Here is a 21,300-nt window from a genome sequence, read left to right as displayed (position 1 = left end):
CAGTTAGATTACAGAATCCATTCTTCCTGTTTTTCCTCGCCGCAATAACGGCACAGCGTCTGGCGGATGGCGCGCGGCCCCTTGTTCAGTTCATTGAACATGCGCACAACCGTCTCGCCTACACCAATCTCAAACAGGTTGACGCCAAAATAGTAGCGGTTGGCCAGCAGCGGGTACAATTGCTCCTCGGATACCTCATCTCCCAGCTTGGGATTGCCCATCAGTGAGCGGATATGATCCAGATTGGAATCCGGGCTGAGCTGAAACGCTTCTCCCCGGTCATCTACACCAACCAGATAACGCAGCCAGCCCGCCAGTACCAGCGGAATATACACCAGCTTGGTCGCACGGTGTGCGGGCAGCGTCGAATTATAATACGCATACAGCGTCACGCCAAAACGAGGCGCAATCTTGCGCGAGGTATCGGTTGCAATACGCTGCGGCGAATCCTGCAGGAACGGATTGGGATAGCGCTCGCCCAGCACCTCATGGAGGAAGGAAACCGGGTCAATCACACCCGGGTCGGCAACCATCGGCATGGCCTCCTGCTCACTCATGCGCGTGACCAGATTGACCAGCTCTTTGTCCTTCATTTCCGCACTGATTTGCGTATAACCCAGCATACAGCCATATACGCCCAGTGCGGTATCCATCGGGTTCATGCAGGTGCTGACCTTCATCATCGCGGACTTTTCCACGATATCGCGGCGGGTCAGGATAACGCCGCATTGCTCGAGCGGCGGATGACCGTTCGGGAACGCATCCTCAATGAGCAGATAATGCGGGCTTTCCGAGTTGACGTAAATCGCCGCATAGGTACCCTTTTCCGTCACAAACGGACGGGCATTCTGCAAGCCATCCTCTTCCAGCTTATCCGCAATGCGGGTATCCGGATGCGGGGTGATTTTGTCAATCATGGACAGCGGATAGGTGTTTTTCTTGAGCAGGTAGCAGTACTCATCCTCGGTGATATACCCTTTTTCCTTCCATGCCTGCGCCATATAACGCACAGCACGCTCCAGCCGAACGCCGTTATCCTGACAGTTATCCAGCGAAACGAAAGCCAGAGGCGGCACGCCTGCACGGCAGCGCATGAGGCTGAGTGCTGCGAGCTTTCCAAAAAACGATTGGCAGTCTTTCGGTCCATTATCGCGGTCATGTGCATACTCCGGCAGGAACTCATGGGCATCGTCCTGAATGACATAGCCCTTTTCCGTCAGAGTAAAGCTGACCATCTGCAGAGACGGCGCAAGAAAAACCTCATTCAAACGCGCTCTGTCCTCACTCAATTTGAGACTTTCCGTCACCGACGCAACAACCTCTTTATTGATTGTACCGTTGGAATACAGCGTTACAACCAGAGAAAGATGGTCGCAGGCACGATAGCACCGGTCAATCAGTTCTTCGTCATAACCGTCGCAGCAGATGATGCCTGTTTCAGACAGGCCTGCGGTCAACATACGCTGTGCCAAAACAGCGGGAAACGCCCGGAACAGGTTTCCTGCGCCAAAATGCAGCCAAGTCGGCGCGCTGCGGGTGGATTCGCGCACCGCATCGATATCATATTGCGGCAAGCGGTAACCCTTCCAGGACGCGTTATGTTTGATGCTTTCTTTTGTCAATTTCATAAAGCAGTCACTTCCTTTCAGCGAACGGAGTACGCCGTTCATCCCTATCGTATATAGTATACCAAAACTTTGCCGTGTTGCATAGGGAAAATCGGAAATCTCTACAAAAACTAAGCAGCGCAGCCAAAAAAAGCCGCCCAGCAAGGCCGGACGGCGGAAAATCAGCTCATAAACTGTTGTTTTTAGCGGTATGCTTGGTTTCAACTGTACCCGGCAACGCATGATACAGCCGCAGCACCAGCTTCATGCCGAAGTACAGCAGCGCCGCCTCAATCGGCAGCATCAGCAGGTTTTTCGGCACACGTAGCGCAAGCAGCGCACTCATCGCCTTTCCTCCTGTGATGGTCAGCCACAGGGTATTCAGGCCGATATTGCAGAACAAATTGATGCACGCTTTTGCGCCCACTGCACGCCAGATCGAGAGCTTGCGCGGATACAGCCACAGGCCCCAGAACAACCCTCCGACAATTGCTGTCAGCGTGTAGCCAGGGAAGTACGCCCCCATGGTCAGATTTCCGGCAAAATAGCCCAGTACGTCCGTGCACACACCTGCCATCATGCCGACCACCGGCCCGAACAGCATGCCGACCGCCGCATTGCACAAAAAGCCGAATCCAATGCGCAGATTGGGCGGCAGCTTGATGGTCAGCCCGAGCAGGTCAAGCGCAATGTTGATGGCAATGAGCAGCGCGGTCAACGCCAGACAGCGTGTGCTTTTGAGTTCTTTCAGGGAGCGCGAAAAAATATTTTCCTTTTTGGACATAGAAAAAGACACCTCCTAAATCAATTCATCTGTTGCCACAGCGATTTAGGAAATGCCTAAACAGTTGCAGCAGCGGGATGCGACTGCAACACCGCAGGGGATTTTCGTCCCTTTCGTCCGCTGAACAACTCCCCGTCTCAGCGGCACTTAACGCATTACAGCCTACTCTGCTTTTTCCGTTTTCTATTGTATCATGGTTTTACGCCTTGTCAATACCAAATACCTGACGAATGGTACGACATACGCCGTCTTCATCATTGGAGGGGCAAATATATTTGGCAGCCTTCTTGAGCGTCTCGTGACCGTTTGCCATGGCATAGGACTCCCCTACCGCCTGCAGCAGCTCCAAATCGTTCATATAATCTCCAAACGCCATGCACTCGTCAGGCGTGATGTGCAAACTCTTGCACAGCGCGCCAATCGCCAACCCCTTGTTCATGCCGGGCCGCGTCAAATCCATCCAGTCTGCGCCCGAAACAACCAGCTGCGAAGTCTCGGCAAACGCATGGAACGCCGGGAGTAATACCTCTTCCGCGCGCCCCTTGCAATACACTGCCACCTTGCAAACCGGCTCGTGCCGACAGAATTCCAGTAAATCGGGCACCTGGGTACGCCGCACGCTATATTGTGCCGCGTTTGCCAGAAATGCGGGATCGTCCGAGGTTTCATAAAAACCGCCGTGGCGTGCGGATACAATGGCCTCCACGCCCGGCAGCGTGCGCACCAGCTCGATTGAACGACACACCTCATCGGTCGGCATAGCCTCAAAAGAAATCATGCGTGCGCCGTCACAAACGACCGCACCATTTTCACAGATGTAAACCAGCTCATCAGCAATTTCACCGAACTGCTCATAGAGCGTATAATATTGCCGCCCGGATGCAGGAGCGAAGCGCACTCCTCGTTCCCGCAGCGTATGAATCAGAGAAAACAGTCCTTCCGGCAATCGTTTTTGACTGTCCAAAAGGGTGCCGTCCATATCGGCGGCAATCAGTTTGATTGACATGACTATCCGATTTCCTTTCCAATGCTTCCTGTCCCTTTACAGGAAGAGGCTGCCCACTTGATAAATCACCATCGCCGCAAGATAAGCGAGTACGGTCTGGAACGCCGCCGCACCAAATGCCCAACGCCAGCCGCCCATTTCCCGCTTGATGGTAGCAAAGGCGGACATACATGGCATATACAACAGTGTAAACACCAAAAACGAATACCCGGACAGAGGTGTAAACACGGTACCAAGCAAGCCGGACAGCATCGCGCTGTCCCCGCCCGCGCCATACAACACACTCATCGTGGATACAACCGCTTCCTTCGCAACCAGTCCGGTCAGCAGCGAAACCGATTCCTGCCACTGCCCGAAGCCGAGCGGCTGGAAAATCGGTGCGATAAACGTGCCAATCACACCGAGAATGCTCTCCCCGGCGTTCTGCGCCACAGCAAGCGAAGGTGTGAAATTTTGCAGGAGCCAGATAACCACACTCATCAGGAAAATCAGCGTACCGGCGCGCGTGATAAAGTCCTTGGCCTTCTGCCACATATTAAGTACCGTACCTTTGAAAGAAGGCAGACGATAGGTCGGCAGTTCGAGCACAAAGCCCGAGGATACTTCCTTGAAAATGGTCTTTTTAAGGATAAAGCCCGCCAGAATACCCATCAGGATACCCAACACATACAGGCTGATGACCACCAGACCCTGATGTGCGCCGAACAGCGCGCCCGCCACCAAGGCATACACCGGCAGCTTCGCGCCACAGGACATGAAGGGCGTCAGCATGATGGTCATACGGCGGTCAGCGTCGTTTTCCATCGTGCGCGCCGCCATGACCGCAGGCGTGGTGCAGCCGAACCCCATCAGCATCGGCACAAAGGATTTACCCGACAGGCCGATACGGCGCAGCAGCGTGTCCATGATAAACGCCACGCGCGCAAGATATCCGGTATCTTCGAGTACCGACAGAAAGAAGAACAGAATCACAATTTGCGGCAGAAAGCTTAAAACGCCGCCCACGCCGCCGATGGCACCGTCACAAATCAGCCTAATCAACCAGTCCTGTGTATGTGCCGCCGTCAAACCATTGTGAATGGCAGGCGAAATGATGCCTTGAATCAGGTATTCCATCCCATTGCCCAGCAGCGAACCAATTGGCCCGAACGTGCACCAGAACATCAGGAACATGAAAAACGCAAAAATTGGCAGCGCCCATACGCGATGCAAAACAATCTTGTCGATGCGCTCGGTGAGCGTCGCTTTATGTACCTTGGGTCGCTGATAGGCTGCGCGCACGACTTCCTCAATATAGTCGTACAGCGCATCCGCCAGCACCATTTCCTTGTCCGTCAGGTTGGCATGGCTTTGCATACCGGCTGCAATGGAGTTGATTTCCTCCCGGATTTTCGTCGGCATGTTCAGCCTATCCATCTGCGCCCACATCTCGGAATCGCCCTCCAGCAGTTTTGCCGCGTAAAACGGCAAACTGCACTGCCGCAGCGGCAGCGGCCGCAATTGCTCGGCTGCTCGCCGGATAGCTGCGCCTACACCATGTAGATACGGCGGCTGCTTATCCGGTGCACGCATGTTATGCGCCAGTCCGTCCAGCAGATTGTGCATATTTTCGCCCCGCTTGGCGGAAATCAGCACCACCGGCACCCCCAGCATTTCCGAAAGCTTATCGCAGTCAATTTCAATCCCCTGCGCGCGCACATCATCCATAAAGCCGAGCGCCACCACCATCGGCAGCCCCAGCGCGATGAGCTGTAAGGTCAGATACAGATTTCGCTCAATATTTGCCGCGTCTACAATATTCAAAATACCGTCCAGTTCGTCCGAAAGAACAAACTCGCGCGCGATAATTTCCTCCTGCGTATAGGGCGAGAGTGAGTAAATACCGGGCAAGTCCACAATATCAATGCCCACACCGTCGTGACAGATATGCCCTGTCTTACGGTCGACCGTCACGCCCGGCCAGTTGCCGACATGCTGATTGGAGCCGGTGAGCCGGTTGAACAGCGTCGTTTTGCCGCTGTTCGGATTGCCGATGATGGCAATGGTTTTTTTACTGCTCATGCCTGCTCCTCCAGCACAATTTTTTTTGCTTCCGTGCGTCGCAGCGAAAGGCTGTACCCGCGCAGGCGTACCGCAACCGGGTCACCAAACGGCGCAATGCGTTCCATCGTCACCACCACGCCCTTGGTGATGCCCATATCCAGAAAATGCCGTTTCAGTGCGCCTTCGGCCGTGATGGATTGGACCACACCGCTCTGTCCCGGCTTCAAATTATTAAGAGTTTTCATAGTGTTCCCCCGATGCCTTACACAAAGGCCATATACATTTTTATTATAAAGTGGCAGTTAGCAAATGTCAACGGAGCGGATACACCGTGCCACCATCCAAATGCTACAAAAAGCGCGCCCATCAGGCGCGCTTTTTCGTCATCCGTAGATATGGGCTTCCTCTTTGCGGAACATTAAAACAAATACAGCCAGCAGCGGCGCGCAAGTCAGCAGCAACGCCCGTTCTCCCAGCATATCGGTCAAACGTGCCCCCAGTGCCGCGCCTAAAATAAAAAATAAAATGATGGAATAATAATGCCGCGCTTTACGCGCCGCATTCGCTTCCCTTGTGTGGTGCCAAATCATGAGCTGCTCGGTACCCGAACGAAGATTACCGGTGCACATAGTCGTGGCAAACGCGCTGCCGCGCACCTTTCGGAAGGTTTCCACCTGCATGGCGCACACAAAGGAAATCACCGTATTTACCACCATATTCATCTGCTGCGGCAAAAAGGTCACGATCGCCAGCAGAATAATCTCCGCAATGACAATGACCTGCCGCCAGTGCAGACCTGTAGCCGACTTTTTTTCGCGTTTTCCGCGCCGCTTGACCAGCTCCGCCGCAACCACGCCCAACGCAAACGCCAGAATCGGCAGCAAATACGTCAGCGCGCGCTGCCATTCCCCTTCCGCCAGCTTTAGGCCGAACAGCACAATATTGCCGGTCTGCGCATTGGCAAAAACACCGCCGCGGCTGAGATATGTATACGCGTCAAAAAAACCGCCTGCCATTGCCAGCAATCCGCCCAACAGAAGCGATTCGGACATCTGCCCTTTTTCCTGTTGCATCTTTGTTTCCCATCTCCTTCATTTCCTTTTCACAGTATAGCAAAAAAAACCGCCCGTTTCAACAACGGACGGTTTTCTCTTCACTTGTCTCCCGCAATCCGCATGCGGTTGATTGCCTTTTTCAGCTTGACCTGCGCAATATCATGCTCATGGTCGCTTTCCTTCTTCTGAAGGATGGCACGGGCACGCTCAGCGGCTTCGCGGGCGCGGTTGATATCGATTTCATCCGCCCATTCACAGGTACGGGCAAGCACAACCGTCTGCTCACGCGATACGTCGACGAACCCACCTGCAACTGCTGCAACGCGGGACTGCCCATTCTGAAAAATGGTCAGACCACCGATGCCGAGCGCTGCGGTATACGGCACATGACGCGGCAAAATGCCAACATCGCCCTGTGTGGTGCGGATGACGATTTGGTCGACCTCATCGTCATAAAAGCAGCGGTCGACCGTCATCACCTTGAGATGAAAGGTAGCCATATTATGCCCCCTTCTTCGCCTTCTCCACGACCTCGTCGATGGTGCCGGCAAACAGGAACGCCGACTCGGGCAGATCGTCATGCTTGCCGTCGAGAATCTCGCGGAAGCCACGGATCGTCTCCGAAACCGGAACATACTTGCCCTGGAAGCCCGTAAACTGCTCCGCAACATGGAACGGCTGCGACAGGAAGTTCTGAATCTTACGGGCGCGGGCAACGGTCAGCTTATCCTCATCAGACAGTTCGTCCATACCGAGGATGGCGATGATGTCCTGCAAGTCCTTGTACTTCTGCAAAATGGACTGCACCGCACGCGCAACCTCATAATGGTCGATGCCGACGACGTCCGCGGTCAGAATACGCGAGGACGAGTCGAGCGGGTCAACCGCGGGATAAATACCCATCGACGCAATATCACGCGACAAAACGACCTTCGCATCCAGATGCGAGAACGTGGTCGCCGGCGCGGGGTCGGTCAAGTCGTCCGCCGGAACGTAAACCGCCTGTACGGACGTAATAGAACCCTTCTTGGTCGAGGTGATACGCTCCTGCAGCGCGCCCATCTCGGTTGCCAGCGTCGGCTGATAGCCTACGGCCGACGGCATACGGCCGAGCAGCGCGGAAACCTCGGAACCCGCCTGCGTGAAACGGAAAATGTTGTCGATAAACAGCAGCACGTCCTGCCCTTCCACATCGCGGAAGTACTCCGCCATGGTAAGACCGGAAAGCGCCACACGCATACGTGCTCCGGGCGGCTCGTTCATCTGACCATAAACCAGCGCGGTCTTGTTGATAACGCCGGACTCCTGCATTTCGTTATACAGGTCGTTGCCCTCACGGGTGCGCTCGCCAACGCCGGTGAATACCGAAATACCACCATGCTGCTTGGCGATGTTGTTAATCAGCTCCATGATGATAACCGTCTTGCCGACGCCTGCGCCGCCGAACAGGCCGATTTTACCGCCCTTGGCATACGGCGCAATCAGGTCGATGACCTTGATGCCGGTTTCGAGGATTTCCGTCGTGGATTCCTGCTCTTCATAAGAAGGAGCGGGACGATGAATGGGCCAACGCTCCTCGCCTTCAACCGGCGGCTTGTTGTCCACCGGCTGGCCGAGCAGGTTAAAAATACGGCCCAGATTCTTGTCGCCGACCGGGACCGTAATCGGTCCGCCGGTATCGACGGCTTTCATGCCGCGCACCAAACCGTCCGTAGACTCCATCGCGATGCAGCGCACGGTATCCTGACCGATGTGCTGCGCAACCTCGACCGTTACAATACAGCCGTTGTTGTCAATCGTGATGGCGCTCAGCAGCTTGGGCAGTGCGTCGGCAGCAAATTTGATGTCCAGCACCGGTCCGATAATCTGGACAACGGTGCCAATATTCTGCTCACTCATTGGCAAAACTCCTAATTCGTATCGTCCTATGCGCCGACCTCGCCCGAACCCGCGACGATCTCGGTGATCTCCTGCGTGATGGCTGCCTGACGTGCACGGTTATAGGACAGATTCAGATTTTCGATCATCTCGCTGGCATTGTCGGACGCAGCCTCCATCGCCATGCGGCGTGCGGACTGCTCGGAGCAGTAGCTTTCCACCACCGCACCGTACAGCACACCGTACAGGTATTCGGGAATGATCGCGTCAAACACCGCCTCTGGAGAGGGATCGTATTCGGTCAGCACACGCGCGCCAGTCGTCTTTTCACCTTGTTCGCTGCGATCAAAGTTCGCCGGCAACAGCTGGATGCACTTAGGCTCCTGCTGCAAGGGCGAGACAAACTGGGTGTAACAAAGGAAGACCTCGTCCACCTGCCCGCTGCGGAACATACGGAGCATGTGCTCGACGATTTCATGCGTGTCGCTGATTTTCATGGTTTCGGCAATGCCCGGATAATCCGCCGCAACCGGCCAGTCGCGCTTGGCATAATGCTCCTGCGCCTTTTTGCCGATGGTGACGACCTGCGCCTTTTTGCCCTCCATCTCAGCGGCGGCCAGCTTGAACAGGTTGGCATTGTATCCGCCTGCCAGACCGCGGTCGCCCGCGATGATGATATACAGGCTGTTTTTCACGTCGCGTCGACGGGTGTAGACCGAGTCGCCGCCCCGCGTTGCCGCAGCCAGCCGGGTGATGGTTTCATACATCGTGTTGAAATAGGGCCGCGCGGCCAGCGCACGCTCCTTGGCGCGGCGCATTTTGGAGGAGGCCACCAGCTCCATTGCCTTGGTAATCTGCATGGTGGACTGCACCGACTTGATGCGGCGCTTAATGTCCTTCATGTTTCCGGAAGCCATTGTTCAGTCCTCCTTCCGTCTTAATGCTCGGAAAGGAACTTTGCTTTGAATTCCTCGATTGCCTTGGTCAGCTTCTCCTTGATGTCGTCGTCCATCTGCTTGGTCGCGCGGATGGTTTCCGGGATATCGCCATAGACGCCGTCGATAAACTCAAACAGCTCTTTTTCAAACGCGGCAACCTGATCGGCCGGAATGTCCAGCAGCTGACCGGAAACGACGGCAAAAATGATGATAACCTGCTTCTCGACCGGAATCGGGCTGTTCTGCGGCTGCTTGAGCACTTCCACGATACGTTCGCCCTGATTCAGGCGCTTCTTGGTGTCCGCGTCGAGGTCCGAGCCGAACTGCGAGAACGCCTGCAGTTCGCGATACTGCGAATACGCCAGCTTCAGCGTGCCCGCAACCTTCTTCATCGCCTTGATCTGCGCGTTGCCGCCAACACGGGATACCGAAATGCCGGGGTTAACCGCCGGACGGATACCGGAGTTAAACAGCTCGGTTTCCAGGAAGATCTGTCCGTCCGTAATCGAAATGACATTGGTCGGAATATAAGCCGAAACGTCGCCCGCCTGCGTCTCGATAATCGGCAGCGCGGTCAGCGAGCCGCCGTTCTGGATGTTGGCTGCGCGTTCCAGCAAACGGGAATGCAGATAGAATACGTCGCCGGGGTACGCTTCACGTCCTGGCGGACGATGGAGCAGCAAGGAAAGGGCGCGGTAAGCCACCGCGTGCTTGGACAGGTCATCATAAATGACCAGTACGTCCTTGCCCTTATGCATAAAGTACTCGCCGATCGAACAGCCCGCATACGGCGCGATATACTGCAGCGGCGCGGACTCAGATGCCGTCGCGGCGACGATGCAGGTATAATCCATCGCGCCGTTCTGCGCCAGCGTCTCGGCAACCTGTGCAACCGTCGAACGCTTCTGGCCGATGGCTACATAGATACAGATAACCCCTGTACCCTTCTGGTTGATGATGGTATCCAGACAGATCGCGGTCTTACCGGTCTGACGGTCGCCGATAATCAGCTCACGCTGACCACGGCCGATCGGGATCATAGAGTCGATTGCCTTGATACCGGTCTGCAGCGGTACGTTAACCGGTGCGCGCTCGATGATGCCCGGTGCGGGGCTTTCAATCGGACGCGACTCCGTGGTATGGATCGGGCCCTTGCCGTCAATCGGCTTGCCCAGCGCGTCCACAACGCGGCCGAGCATGGCCTCACCCACCGGCACCTCCACGATGCGGTTTGTGCGTTTTACCGTGTCGCCTTCACGAATATCCTGATCCGAACCCAGGATTACGGCGCCGACCAGATCCTCCTCAAGGTTCTGCGCCATGCCGTATACGCCGCCCGGAAATTCGAGCAGCTCGCCGGACATACAGTTTTCCAGACCGTGGACATGTGCGATGCCGTCGCCGACGGTAACAACCGTACCGACGTCGGCCAGCTTGATCTGGCTCTGGTAGTGCGTGATCTGCTCTTTGATGATATTGCTAATCTCTTCGGGGCGTAATTCCATAAAGTCACCTACTTCCTTACGCGATAGTATTGGTCAGCCGTGCGGCAATCTCACTCAGGCGAGTGCGCAGGCTGGTGTCGAACTGCTCGTTGCCGAGCTTGACGACAATACCGCCGAGGATGCTTTCATCCACCGACGTTTCGAGCACCACCTGTTTTCCGGTTACGGCGCTCATTTTGGCTTTCAGCTTTTCGGTCAGCGCTTCGCTCATCGGCTTTGCCGTAATGGCGTGCACTTCCACGATGCCGTTTTCAAAATAATAATGCTCTTTATACGCCTGATACATGTCCCGAATCAGACCGACACGGCCTTTTTCCGTAATCAGCATCAGGAAATTGAGCAGAAAAGGCTCAATCCGCCCTTCAAACACCTTGCGCAGAACACTCTGCTTGTCCTCCAGCGCGATGGACGGCGTCAAAAGCATCTTGAGGAAATCCGGCTCCTGTCCGAACACCTCACTGACTGCGGCCAACTCGTCGAGATAGGCTTTCTCCTTTTTCTCGTCCGCAGCCACCTCGTACAGGCTCAGCGCATAGCGCTCGCTTACAATATCAGCCACCTGCGCTCACCCCACCTTGTCGATGAACTCTTCGATGAAGCGCTCGTGATCGGCTTCCTTGACGTCGCGCTCGACGACCTTGGAGGCGATCATGACAGAAAGGCTGGCTACCTCATCCTTAAGCTCGTTCATAGCCTTCTTACGCTCCTGCTCGATGGTGCTCTCAGCCTTCTTCATCATGGCAGCGGCCTGCTGCGAGGATTCCTTGAGAATCTCCTCGCTGCGCACGGTCGCGCGGCGGGTAGCAGAGCCGACAATCTCGGCGGCTTCCTCCTTGGCCTTAGCCAGACGCTCGGTGTATTCACTGCGCATCTGCTCGGCTTCGGTCTGTGCCTTTTCTGCATTTCCATACATCGCCTGCACTTCTTCCTCGCGCGCGGCAAGCATCTTGCGCACCGGCTTAAACAAGAATTTCTTGATGATGGCAAACGTAATAAGCGTATTGCACATCGTCACAAGGATATTCCACCAGTTGATATAAACAAAGGACTGGAATATATCCGGCACTGTTTTACCTCCTTCCCAAACGGAAGATGATTCCGTTCATCCTGCTATGACCAGACTGCTTAGAACTGGCCGACAAACGGGTTGGCAAACAGCAGAATCAGCGCAACAACCAGTGCGTAAATACCGGTGGACTCGGCCATAGCGATACCGAGAATCATGGTACGGGTGATATCGCCCTGCGCTTCCGGCTGACGGCCGATAGCGGCACACGCCTGACCGGCGGTGTAACCTTCACCAATACCAGGGCCAAGACCTGCGATCATTGCCATACCGGCGCCGAGGGCGGACATGCCTGCTACAAATGCTTTGGGATCCATACTTTTTTCCTCCTGAAATTGTTGTTGTTCAAAATTTGAGAATGGATTCGGTTATTGATTGCCATACCTTGTGCGTCAGCTGCTGCCGCGCGCATCACCTACATAAGCCATGGTCAGCATACTGAAGATGAATGCCTGCATACAAGCAGTGAAACAGTCAAAGTACAGCGAAAGGATACCGGGCAAGCCGATCTGCAACAGCGGCACGGGCAAAAAGCCCAGAATCGCATTGGACAGAACCTCCAGCGCGCCCATGATCAGTGTCGAAATGACAAGGCCGCCCGCCATATTACCGAAATGACGGAAGGACATGGAAACCGGGGTGGCCACTTCGCTGAGCACATTGAGCGGGGCCATTACGAACACAGGCTCCAAGAAGCCCTTGAGATAGCCAACGATGCCGCCGTACTTAATCTTGTTGTATGTGATCAATACAAACGTCATCAGCGCCCAGCCCAGCGTCGTATTCAGGTCGGCCGTTACCGGACGCATCCAGAACAGCGACGCCAGCGAGCCAAACAGCGAGCTCATCAGCAGCGTTGCGATATAAGGCGAGAACGCCCGGCATCCCTGTCCCATGGTGCTGTCGACCAAATTGTCAATCATAATGACAGCCTTTTCTGCCAGCGCCTGTTTCCCCTTCGGGATTTTCTCCATGCGCCGGGTCAGAAAAATGCACAGGAACAGGATAAACGCCATCACAATCCACGCATTTCGCATGGTTTCCGTGATAGGCAGATTGGGATTACCAAATAGATACCCCAGTACCTGTGGGCCGTTTATTTCAACATTCACCGTCTAACCTCCTTTCCTCTGAACTACGTTATACCAGAGCAAAATCACTTTTGGAAAGAAGAGCGGAAGCACTGCGGCCAACGGGTGGATAAACGGCGCTTTAATAGCCGCAAACACCGCAAGGCCAGTCAGCACATAACGGAAAAAATAGCCGCGCCGCACGATGCGGGTCGCCTGATCCGGTGGGAACAGAGCGGCTTTGGCAACATTGTTGCCAATCATGCGAAACAAAATCAACGCATAGGCTGCGCCCAGCAGCAAGCTAACGCCTGCCCGCCAAACTTCACAGCCGGCCAGCACAAAAACGCCAAAGGCAATGAGTGTCAGCGGCACCACGCCGCGTAACATCCGCGCCGACTCTTCCCGCACGATTTGTTTTCCCGTCACGGCAGCTTCTCCTTTCTTTCGCTTTCTCTGGCTTTTCGCTCGGTAAACCGCAGGAAATCCCGCAGTCCGCAGGCTGCAACCGCTATCCCGAGCAGGATTCCGAAAATCACTACACCGTTGCCCCATCCAAACCGGTTCCGGAGCCAGATTGCCCCGAAGCAGCAGAGAACCGGCGGTGTAACGACCGTGAATCCGACCTGACTAAAATAAATCAGGTAACGCAGCACACTCCAATGATCTTTTTTTTGACTCAACCGCATTCCCCCATATTGCCGATTTGATATTACGAGCACAGCCGTACCAAATAGGCATAACTGCCCCCTCCCACATATCGTTTTTATTATACCTAACCAAACCAAAAAGTGAAACACTTTTTATTGGAAATCTCTAAAAAAAAATTTTTCCTCTTTCATTCATCATATATATTGAACAATCTCTCCTTGAAAATCTGTGTGAATAACGTAAACTTTATCAAATGATGTATATTTTCCAATGGGACAGCAGTAGTACCTTTCCCGCTTCCGTTGGCGTCTATACCCGACGAAAAATGAAAAAGCAGCGAAATAATCGCTGCTTTTTCATTATTGCTGTAACCGCTAAGTATTTTCTTACAGAAAACGCCTCATACCTTCGGTCGCAGCGGACGGCTCCTCACTGAGGGAAACCGTAAAGTTAACGCTGTGCTGCGCGGAGAACTCATCCAGCATGTTGAGGAACTCCTCTGCCTTTGCCACGTCCTTAACACCGGTAATTTTGTACAGACCGTCAATGAAAACGCGCGTAATATCATAGTTACCGGCGTGAATGCCGCACAGGAATCCAAGCAGGCTTGCATAATCCTTGATCGGGTAATCGGTTGCATCAATCAGTCGCGCATCATGCGAAATATCAAAAGTCAACTTGTTGCCGCGCGAAATGCAAACCACGCTTCCCTTTTCTTCTTGTACCGCGGTGTTGACCTGATCAATCAATTCCTTGGTCTTACCAGATCCAGTACCGCCAATAATCAGTTTTACCATAGTTTATATCCTCCCAACCTTTGAGGTTGCTTTTAGTGTACCATAGTTTACCCCAAACCTCAAGCCTGATTTGCAAACTTTCCGTCATTTTGTCCATATTACGCTGTACCGCCGCCGACCAGTTTTCCTAAGAATTCAATCAGCAGTCCCGGAACACTGCGCGCCTGCACATCTTCCGCCGCCGTAATGGGAAGCTGCAGCAGGGTTTCTCCCCCGCTCGATACGGTCAGCTGCCCAATCTGCTGGCCTGCGGTAATCGGGGCCTGGAGCACATCCGGCAAATCCAATTGCGTTTCCAGCTCTGCCGCTTTTTCCTTTTCGACTACAATTGACTGGTCATTCTGCAAGACTGGCTGCACAAAGTCTGCGCTGCCAAGCTGCACGGGAACCGGCTGCAGCAAATCATCCGGCGGCGTATAAACCGTGAAATTGGCAAAGCCGTAATTGAGCAGTGCGGATGCGTCCGCCATACGGGTTTCCTTGGTCGGCGCCGCCATCACCACCGCAACCAGACTGAGGCCGTCCCGCTCGGCGCTGGCCGAAATGCAAAAGCCTGCTTCGGAAATGTATCCTGTTTTCAGTCCGGTCAATCCCGGATAACTCTTGAGCATTTTATTTGTGTTGGCCAGCGAAAACTTACCGCCGCGGATGCTGTCCATCCAGATGCCTGTGTACTCTAAAATTTTGGGATGCCGCAGCAGCTCGCAGGAGATGAGCGCAATATCACGCGCTGAGGTCATGGTTTTCTGCCCCATGCCGTCCAACCCGTTGGCATTGATAAACTGCGTATTGGTGCAGCCCAGCTCCGCGGCGCGCTGATTCATGCGCTCGACAAACGCCGCCTCGGTACCTGCAAGGTGCTCCGCCACCGCTACCGCACAGTCGTTTGCCGAACCGACTGCAATTGCTTTCAGCATATCGTTGAGCGACATCTGCTCGCCTGGTTCCAGCCAGACCTGCGTTCCGCCCATCGAGCAGGCGTATTCGCTGCCCGTAATCATGGTATCCAGCGTAACCTCGCCACGCTCAAGCGCCTCCATCGTCAGCAGCATCGTCATAATCTTTGTAACCGATGCTGGCTGCAATTGCTCATCGGCATTATACGCAAACAGTTCTTGCCCATTGGCCGCATACAGTGCGGCAGACTTTGCATTAAGCGCCCCCATTTCCGGCAGCGCCGCCGCCTGTACCAGCAGCATTCCGCCCAGTATGGCGGCGCAAATCATTTTTTTCACAGCCAACCACCCTTTCACTCCATCCTATGCCTGTTAAAACGGAAACATGTCTTTTGCATTGACAAACGCCGTTAAACTGTTTTATGATAATTAAATTGGAGATCGGAGGGAGCATATTTTGCTGGAGAATATTCAAATTTTAGTCTCACAGATTATTGTAATGTTTTTGCTGATGGCAGTTGGTTTTGTGTGCGTTCGGCTGAAATACTTGAATAACGACGGCGCCGGCCAGCTATCGCTTATCCTGACGCGCATCATCGCACCCTGCGTCGTCATTGATTCGTTTCAGCGCGAATTCGACCCTGCGCTCGTCACGGATCTGTTAGCTGCAGCAGGCTGCACCATTATTGCTATGGGGTTGTCCATGGCTGTCGGACATTTCCTGTTTCGCGCCAACGGACCGCACAAAAATTTTGCAGACAAACGCATGTGCGTGGTGTTCACCAACTGCGGTTTTATGGCACTCCCGCTGCTGGACGCGCTGTATGGCTCCTACGGCCTGTTTCTTGGTTCCGCATTTATTGCCATCAATAACGTGCTGCTTTGGAGCTATGGCGTTTCCCAGTTGTGCCGCGATACTACACGGGCGCAAAAGCTGCGTAACGCCGTATTCAATCCCGGCACCGTGTCACTGGCCATCGGGCTTGTCTTTTTCCTGACGCCCCTTGATTTGCCGCAGATGCCTGCAACTTGCGTTTCCTATCTTGCCTCGCTCAACACACCGGTAGCTATGATTATTCTGGGAGCATTTCTCTCGCAATGTGACCTGCGCTCCTGTTTTCAGGATAAACAGGTGTATTATGTCACCGCTCTGCGTTTGCTCATCCTGCCGCTGATTACACTGGCAATTTTTCTGCTGCTCCCGCTTAACAGCATATTGCGCAATACCATGCTGATCAGTGCTGCCGCGCCGGTTGCTATGGCCTGCTCGATGTTCGGTCAGGTCTACGGTACGGACTACCTATTTTCTACGCGCGCGGTTGCCGTTTCCACAATTTTATCCGCGATTACTATCCCGTCTATCATCGCACTGAGCGGGTTAATCGGAGGATAAAAAACACATAAAAAAGACTGCGAAACATTTCGCAGTCTTTTTTCATGATATTCTGTTTCTCACTCAATTTCGATCAGCACCGGACAATGGTCCGATCCAAATACATTACTTAAGATACGTGCATCCTTGACACGTTCAATAAAGCGGTCAGACACCAGAAAATAGTCGATGCGCCATCCGGCATTTTTTTCGCGTGCTTTAAAGCGATAGCTCCACCACGAATATGCTCCGGCTGCATCCGGATAAAAGTGACGGAACGTGTCGGTAAACCCAGCCGCAAGCAGTTCGGTCATCTTATTGCGTTCCTCGTCGGTGAAACCCGCGTTCCGGCGGTTCGTTTTGGGGTTTTTCAAATCAATTTCCTTGTGTGCAACGTTCATATCCCCGCATACAATGACCGGCTTGTCTGTGTCCAGCTTCTTCAGATAAGCACGGAAGTCATCCTCCCACTGCATTCGATAGTCCAAACGCTTAAGTTCATCCTGCGAATTAGGTGTATAAACCGTCACCAGATAAAACTCGCCATAATCTGCGGTGATAACGCGGCCTTCATGGTCATGCTCGTCAATACCCAAGCCATAGGTTACGGACTGCGGCTCGTTCTTACTGAACAGCGCCACGCCCGAATACCCCTTTTTCTCCGCTGAGTTCCAGTATTCGTGATACCCCTCGACCTGCGGCGCCTGCTCGGGCTGTAACTTTGTCTCCTGCAAGCACATCATGTCCGGCTGCTCCGCCGCCAGAAAGTCGAAAAAGCCCTTGCCCACGCATGCGCGCAGACCGTTTACATTCCAAGAGATCAGCTTCATAGTTGCTCCTTTTATGCTGTAATTTCTACGGTGTTCCCATCTGGGTCCAGTATGCAGCTTTCATAGTATCCATCCCCTGTCACGCGCGGACCACTGACGACGGAATAACCGTCCGCCTGCAGCCGCGCAGTCAGCGCATCCACGTCCGCACGTGTTCCGACCTGAAACGCCAGATGCGCCCACCCGATACGCATACCGTCTGCGGCAGCCTTCAGCTGCGGCCGCGTCATCAGTTCCAGCCGCGCGCCATCTGCAAAGGACAGGAAATAAGTTTGCAGGCCGGTTTTAGGATTATGATATAGCGCACCTGCAACACCACCAAAATAGGTTTCATAAAACGCACGTATCCGCGTAAGATCATTGGTGTATAGTGCGATATGCGTGATTTTCATTGCATTACCTCAGCCGTGCAGAATCCCGCTCTCGTCAATGCGGCGCACGGCCTCCTCCATCCGCTCCGGCGGAACAACCAGCGCAAACCGCACATAGCCTTCGCCCTGCGCGCCAAACGAGCTGCCCGGCACACAGATGACACCGGTCTTTTCCATCAGTTCCAACACAAACTCCACCGAAGAAGAAAACCGCTTCGGAATTTTCGCCCAGACAAACATGGTGCCCTGCGCATCCGGCACATCCCAGCCGATGCGGCGCAGACCGCCGCACAGTGCATCGCGACGCGCCATGTAGCCTTCCCGATTACGACGAACGATATCCTGCGGACCGTTCAGTGCCGCGACCGCGCCTGCCTGAATGGGGTAAAACATGCCGTAGTCAATCTGAGAACGGAACGCACGGAAGCGCGCAATCACCTCACGATTGCCCAGCGCAAACGAAACACGCATACCGGTCAGATTATAGGTCTTGGATAACGAGTTAAACTCGATACCTACCTCTTTCGCCCCCGGAATGGAGAGGAAAGAAAGTCCTTGTTCCCCATTGAGCATCAAGTCCGAATACGCATTATCGTGCAGTACAATGATATTATGCTCCCGCGCAAAAGTGACCAACTTTTCGTAAAACGCACGGTTTGCCACCGCAGTAGTCGGGTTATTCGGATAAGATACTACGATTGCCTTGGCTCGCTCAGCAATATCTTCCGGAATATCCGCAAAATCCAGCTGCCAATTGTTTTCCGCACGCAGCGGATACAGGCCAACCGTCGCGCCGGTCATCATCGGACCGAACGAGAAAATAGGGTATCCCGGATCGGGCGCAAGAATTAAGTCATTGTGTCCAGCGAAAGCAAACCCAACATGTGCAATGCCTTCCTGTGAACCGCAGACCGCCATAATTTCATCTGCTTCCAGCGAAACATCATAACGGCGACGATACCAGTCCTGCACCGCCGCAACCAGCTCAGGCGTTTCGGTCAAAGAGTACTTGTACTGCTCCGGTTTGAGCGCAGCCTGACTCACTGCCTGCATCACGTGTGCGTCCGGCTGAAAATCGGGCGTGCCGATAGACAGATTAATCACATCTGCGCCGCCGGCAATCAGCGCTCGTTTTCTCTCATCCAGCCGGTTAAATATATTGCTTTCTGCGGTCTGACCCGCCTTGATAAACTGCATTTTTCTTATCTCCCCAATAAAAATTCCACAACCGTACGGTTAAAACGGGACGGCTGCTTCGCCGCGACAAAGTGATCCCCGTCACGGAAGATTTCCACCCGGCAATGCGGAATGCGCGCGGCCATTTCTTTGGTCTGGCTGTCGCGCACAATATCATGCTCCCCTACAATAATCAGTGTTGGCATTGTCAGCTTTTTCAGATCGTCCATAACCACACCATATGGATAGACCATTAGGCCAAACACATCGCACTTGCGCGCCGCCCGCTGACTGAATTTTCCCAATACGCGCAGCGCACCGTAAGCGGCGCAAACCGGCAGTTGGAAGTGCGGCTTCATGCCCGCAAACATTTCCACATTTGCACCGTTTAAGATCAGCTTATCGACATACGTCGGAAACATCAACGCAAACTTGATCGCCAGATTTCCGCCATCCGAAAAACCGAGAACATACGCTTTTTTGATTCCTAGTGTATCCAAAAGCGTTTTCAAATCCTGTGCCATCAGTTCAAAAGACAAGCCGCGTGTGCCGGCTTCCGAAGCGCCGTGTCCACGGCTGTCCACCGCAATTACGCGAAAAAAGCGAGTAAATTCCGGAATCTGCGCCTTCCAATAGGAGCTGTCCTCCCCATTTCCGTGCAGCAGTACCAACGGTTTGCCACGTCCTGCATCATAATAAGCAATCCGAGCGTCACCACAGCGAACAAACTCCGGCTGAAATTCATACATAGGCTACTCCATACCTTTCCTGCATTGTTCTACAAACTCTACCGGATGCTGAATGATCTGCGCGGTCTGCAAAACATCATAACCCTCGCACAATAAGCGGCGTGCGACAACCTCCATAGATTCTCCAACCTCAACCATATGCCAGTCTGGATCATACAGCCGCACTACACGCTGATGCCATTCTTGCATTTTGGGAGGATGCACCAACTCCACATCCAGAAAATCACGGAGTTTCTCTAAAAAGGCGTCAAAGTCATCCACTTCAAAATACAACTCCATATTGTTCGACTGGTGCAATATAGTGCACTTGGGAATATCAACGAGCTGATCAAAATCTTCCTGAATGGCAAACCCTCCGGAAAAGGTAACACTCTGGCCAAGATCTAGTGCAACAGTTTGGTCAAACAAATCGTGATAGAACTTTTTCGAAATTTCTATATTCCGCACTGCCAGTACAGGCAACCGATATTGGAGCATCGCGATTCCTCCGTCACAATCCGCAAGAACGACTTTTCTAAGTACCGCATTTCATCAGCAACATCATTGATTTCAATATATTTATTATTTTATCACAGTTGCCGCCAGCGGTAAAGAATAGAGCATACGCTTTGCGCCGTCGAATCCCACAAAAATACTTGGACATATCTGAAGGGAATTCGACAGTGGCTTTTACTTTTCAGCAGCAGTGTTGCTTATATCAATTGGTCAGCACTTCCAACAACTGAGAAAAATCCTGCACAATCTGTGTGGCTCCTGCGCGCTGTAATTCCTGCAACCCGCCAAAACCAAACGTCACGCCCACGCAGTCAATCAAGCATGCTTGTGCGCCCTCTACATCATGCATCCGGTCGCCTACTAACACAGCTGTGCTTTTGTCCGAAACCGACAGCAATTGCAGCGCCTGCTCCACAACCTGCGCCTTTGTGCTGATGCTGCCATCCAGCGTTGCGCCTGATATTACGCCAAAATACTGGGCAATATCAAAATGATTCAATATTTTTTCGACAAACACTTTCGGCTTTGATGATGCAATGGCCAATATCTTTCCAGCAGAATGCAACGACTCAAGCATATCCGGCACACCGTCAAACAGCAGATTCTCCTTCCAGCCGGTCACTGAAAAGCGCTCCCGGTACGCTGCCACCGCCTGCTTTGCTTCCATGTCATCAAATCCATAGCAGCGCCGAAACTCATCATACAGCGGTGGCCCGATGAAGTGCTCTAACGAAGTTAAATCCGGCTCCTCAATTCCCATTTTTGCAAGCGCATACTGCACCGATTTCGTAATCCCTTCACGCGGATCAGTCAACGTGCCATCCAAATCAAATAGTATATACTGATACATTTTTACCTCCATATGCAAAAAAAGCAGCAACCAGAGTTGCTGCTTTTTTGTGTGCGCGTCGAGTTATCTTCCCGGGCCGTCGCCAGCCAAGTATTGTCACCGTAAACGAGCTTAACTACTGTGTTCGGAATGGGAACAGGTGTACCCTCGTCACCATTGAC

Annotated in this window: 25 protein-coding genes, 1 rRNA gene and 1 riboswitch; of the genes, 1 reads left to right on the top strand and 25 read right to left on the bottom strand. The window is 53.4% G+C overall.

What is annotated here, in order from left to right; translation table 11 throughout:
* Positions 1–8: 8 nt before the first annotated feature.
* The 18 genes from ACTQ34_RS12225 to ACTQ34_RS12140 form a co-directional block, all read right to left on the bottom strand.
* On the bottom strand, positions 9–1,628 hold the full coding sequence (locus ACTQ34_RS12225) for a mannitol dehydrogenase family protein (protein WP_441364068.1): 1,620 nt from the start codon (positions 1,626–1,628) through the stop codon (positions 9–11).
* Between the two features lie 166 nt (positions 1,629–1,794).
* Positions 1,795–2,391, bottom strand: coding sequence for a folate family ECF transporter S component (locus ACTQ34_RS12220; protein ID WP_441364067.1), 597 nt, complete (start codon positions 2,389–2,391; stop codon positions 1,795–1,797).
* 68 nt (positions 2,392–2,459) lie between these two features.
* A riboswitch (THF riboswitch) is annotated at positions 2,460–2,563 on the bottom strand.
* Between the two features lie 27 nt (positions 2,564–2,590).
* On the bottom strand, positions 2,591–3,397 hold the full coding sequence (locus ACTQ34_RS12215; protein WP_441364066.1) for a Cof-type HAD-IIB family hydrolase: 807 nt from the start codon (positions 3,395–3,397) through the stop codon (positions 2,591–2,593).
* Positions 3,398–3,433: 36 nt separating this feature from the next.
* Positions 3,434–5,458, bottom strand: coding sequence for a ferrous iron transport protein B (gene feoB / locus ACTQ34_RS12210; RefSeq protein WP_441364065.1), 2,025 nt, complete (start codon positions 5,456–5,458; stop codon positions 3,434–3,436).
* The gene (locus tag ACTQ34_RS12205; RefSeq protein WP_441364064.1) at positions 5,455–5,685 is read right to left on the bottom strand and encodes a FeoA family protein; all 231 of its coding nucleotides are present in this window, start codon (positions 5,683–5,685) and stop codon (positions 5,455–5,457) included. The genes feoB and ACTQ34_RS12205 overlap by 4 nt, the downstream gene beginning before the upstream one ends.
* A 138-nt stretch (positions 5,686–5,823) precedes the next feature.
* Positions 5,824–6,513 carry a YoaK family protein gene (locus ACTQ34_RS12200; RefSeq protein WP_441364063.1) on the bottom strand — a complete coding sequence of 230 codons (690 nt, stop codon included), beginning with the start codon at positions 6,511–6,513 and terminating at the stop codon, positions 5,824–5,826.
* A gap of 80 nt (positions 6,514–6,593) precedes the next feature.
* A complete protein-coding gene (gene atpC, locus ACTQ34_RS12195; RefSeq protein WP_441364062.1) occupies positions 6,594–6,995 on the bottom strand; it encodes an ATP synthase F1 subunit epsilon in 402 nt (133 codons plus the stop codon).
* A 1-nt stretch (position 6,996) separates the two neighbouring features.
* Positions 6,997–8,394, bottom strand: a complete 1,398-nt coding sequence (gene atpD, locus ACTQ34_RS12190; protein WP_373166555.1) for a F0F1 ATP synthase subunit beta — start codon at positions 8,392–8,394, stop codon at positions 6,997–6,999.
* A gap of 26 nt (positions 8,395–8,420) precedes the next feature.
* Positions 8,421–9,290 (bottom strand): ATP synthase F1 subunit gamma, encoded by an 870-nt coding sequence (atpG, locus tag ACTQ34_RS12185; RefSeq protein ID WP_441364061.1) that lies wholly within the window; start codon positions 9,288–9,290, stop codon positions 8,421–8,423.
* A gap of 20 nt (positions 9,291–9,310) precedes the next feature.
* Complete coding sequence (gene atpA / locus ACTQ34_RS12180; RefSeq protein WP_441364060.1) at positions 9,311–10,816, bottom strand: F0F1 ATP synthase subunit alpha; 1,506 nt, start codon at positions 10,814–10,816, stop codon at positions 9,311–9,313.
* Between the two features lie 16 nt (positions 10,817–10,832).
* Positions 10,833–11,375 carry an ATP synthase F1 subunit delta gene (gene atpH, locus ACTQ34_RS12175; protein WP_441364059.1) on the bottom strand — a complete coding sequence of 181 codons (543 nt, stop codon included), beginning with the start codon at positions 11,373–11,375 and terminating at the stop codon, positions 10,833–10,835.
* A gap of 6 nt (positions 11,376–11,381) precedes the next feature.
* Positions 11,382–11,882, bottom strand: a complete 501-nt coding sequence (gene atpF, locus ACTQ34_RS12170) for a F0F1 ATP synthase subunit B (RefSeq protein WP_441364058.1) — start codon at positions 11,880–11,882, stop codon at positions 11,382–11,384.
* A 59-nt stretch (positions 11,883–11,941) separates the two neighbouring features.
* Positions 11,942–12,199 carry an ATP synthase F0 subunit C gene (gene atpE / locus ACTQ34_RS12165; RefSeq protein ID WP_300183535.1) on the bottom strand — a complete coding sequence of 86 codons (258 nt, stop codon included), beginning with the start codon at positions 12,197–12,199 and terminating at the stop codon, positions 11,942–11,944.
* 75 nt (positions 12,200–12,274) lie between these two features.
* Positions 12,275–12,994, bottom strand: a complete 720-nt coding sequence (locus ACTQ34_RS12160) for a F0F1 ATP synthase subunit A (RefSeq protein WP_373166550.1) — start codon at positions 12,992–12,994, stop codon at positions 12,275–12,277.
* A gap of 3 nt (positions 12,995–12,997) precedes the next feature.
* Complete coding sequence (locus ACTQ34_RS12155) at positions 12,998–13,381, bottom strand: ATP synthase subunit I (protein ID WP_441364057.1); 384 nt, start codon at positions 13,379–13,381, stop codon at positions 12,998–13,000.
* Positions 13,378–13,635 carry an AtpZ/AtpI family protein gene (locus ACTQ34_RS12150; RefSeq protein WP_441364056.1) on the bottom strand — a complete coding sequence of 86 codons (258 nt, stop codon included), beginning with the start codon at positions 13,633–13,635 and terminating at the stop codon, positions 13,378–13,380. The genes ACTQ34_RS12155 and ACTQ34_RS12150 overlap by 4 nt, the downstream gene beginning before the upstream one ends.
* Positions 13,636–13,989: 354 nt before the next feature.
* Positions 13,990–14,400, bottom strand: a complete 411-nt coding sequence (locus tag ACTQ34_RS12145) for a hypothetical protein (RefSeq protein ID WP_441364055.1) — start codon at positions 14,398–14,400, stop codon at positions 13,990–13,992.
* A gap of 98 nt (positions 14,401–14,498) precedes the next feature.
* Positions 14,499–15,626: a D-alanyl-D-alanine carboxypeptidase family protein gene (locus tag ACTQ34_RS12140; RefSeq protein ID WP_441364076.1), complete on the bottom strand. Its 1,128-nt coding sequence runs from the start codon at positions 15,624–15,626 to the stop codon at positions 14,499–14,501.
* Between the two features lie 127 nt (positions 15,627–15,753).
* On the opposite strand from ACTQ34_RS12140, the gene ACTQ34_RS12135 reads away from it, so the two are divergent.
* Positions 15,754–16,689 carry an AEC family transporter gene (locus tag ACTQ34_RS12135; RefSeq protein ID WP_441364054.1) on the top strand — a complete coding sequence of 312 codons (936 nt, stop codon included), beginning with the start codon at positions 15,754–15,756 and terminating at the stop codon, positions 16,687–16,689.
* Between the two features lie 59 nt (positions 16,690–16,748).
* Here ACTQ34_RS12135 and ACTQ34_RS12130 read toward each other — a convergent pair whose 3' ends face one another.
* From ACTQ34_RS12130 to rrf, 7 genes are all read right to left on the bottom strand, one after another.
* The gene (locus ACTQ34_RS12130; RefSeq protein WP_441364053.1) at positions 16,749–17,498 is read right to left on the bottom strand and encodes an exodeoxyribonuclease III; all 750 of its coding nucleotides are present in this window, start codon (positions 17,496–17,498) and stop codon (positions 16,749–16,751) included.
* Between the two features lie 11 nt (positions 17,499–17,509).
* A complete protein-coding gene (locus ACTQ34_RS12125; RefSeq protein WP_441364052.1) occupies positions 17,510–17,890 on the bottom strand; it encodes a VOC family protein in 381 nt (126 codons plus the stop codon).
* A 9-nt stretch (positions 17,891–17,899) separates the two neighbouring features.
* Positions 17,900–19,066: an aminotransferase class I/II-fold pyridoxal phosphate-dependent enzyme gene (locus tag ACTQ34_RS12120; protein ID WP_441364051.1), complete on the bottom strand. Its 1,167-nt coding sequence runs from the start codon at positions 19,064–19,066 to the stop codon at positions 17,900–17,902.
* A 5-nt stretch (positions 19,067–19,071) separates the two neighbouring features.
* Entirely contained in the window at positions 19,072–19,794 is a 723-nt protein-coding gene (locus ACTQ34_RS12115; protein ID WP_441364050.1) for an alpha/beta fold hydrolase, read from the bottom strand.
* A gap of 3 nt (positions 19,795–19,797) precedes the next feature.
* Positions 19,798–20,271: a VOC family protein gene (locus ACTQ34_RS12110; protein ID WP_441364049.1), complete on the bottom strand. Its 474-nt coding sequence runs from the start codon at positions 20,269–20,271 to the stop codon at positions 19,798–19,800.
* A 220-nt stretch (positions 20,272–20,491) separates the two neighbouring features.
* A complete protein-coding gene (locus ACTQ34_RS12105) occupies positions 20,492–21,139 on the bottom strand; it encodes an HAD family hydrolase (RefSeq protein ID WP_441364048.1) in 648 nt (215 codons plus the stop codon).
* A 50-nt stretch (positions 21,140–21,189) separates the two neighbouring features.
* Positions 21,190–21,300: ribosomal RNA gene (gene rrf / locus ACTQ34_RS12100) — 5S ribosomal RNA — on the bottom strand; the annotation flags it as partial.

It is taken from the genome of Agathobaculum sp. LCP25S3_E8, from assembly GCF_052117165.1.
GTDB lineage: Bacteria > Bacillota > Clostridia > Oscillospirales > Butyricicoccaceae > Agathobaculum.
This window is presented reverse-complemented; position numbering and strand designations above follow the sequence as displayed.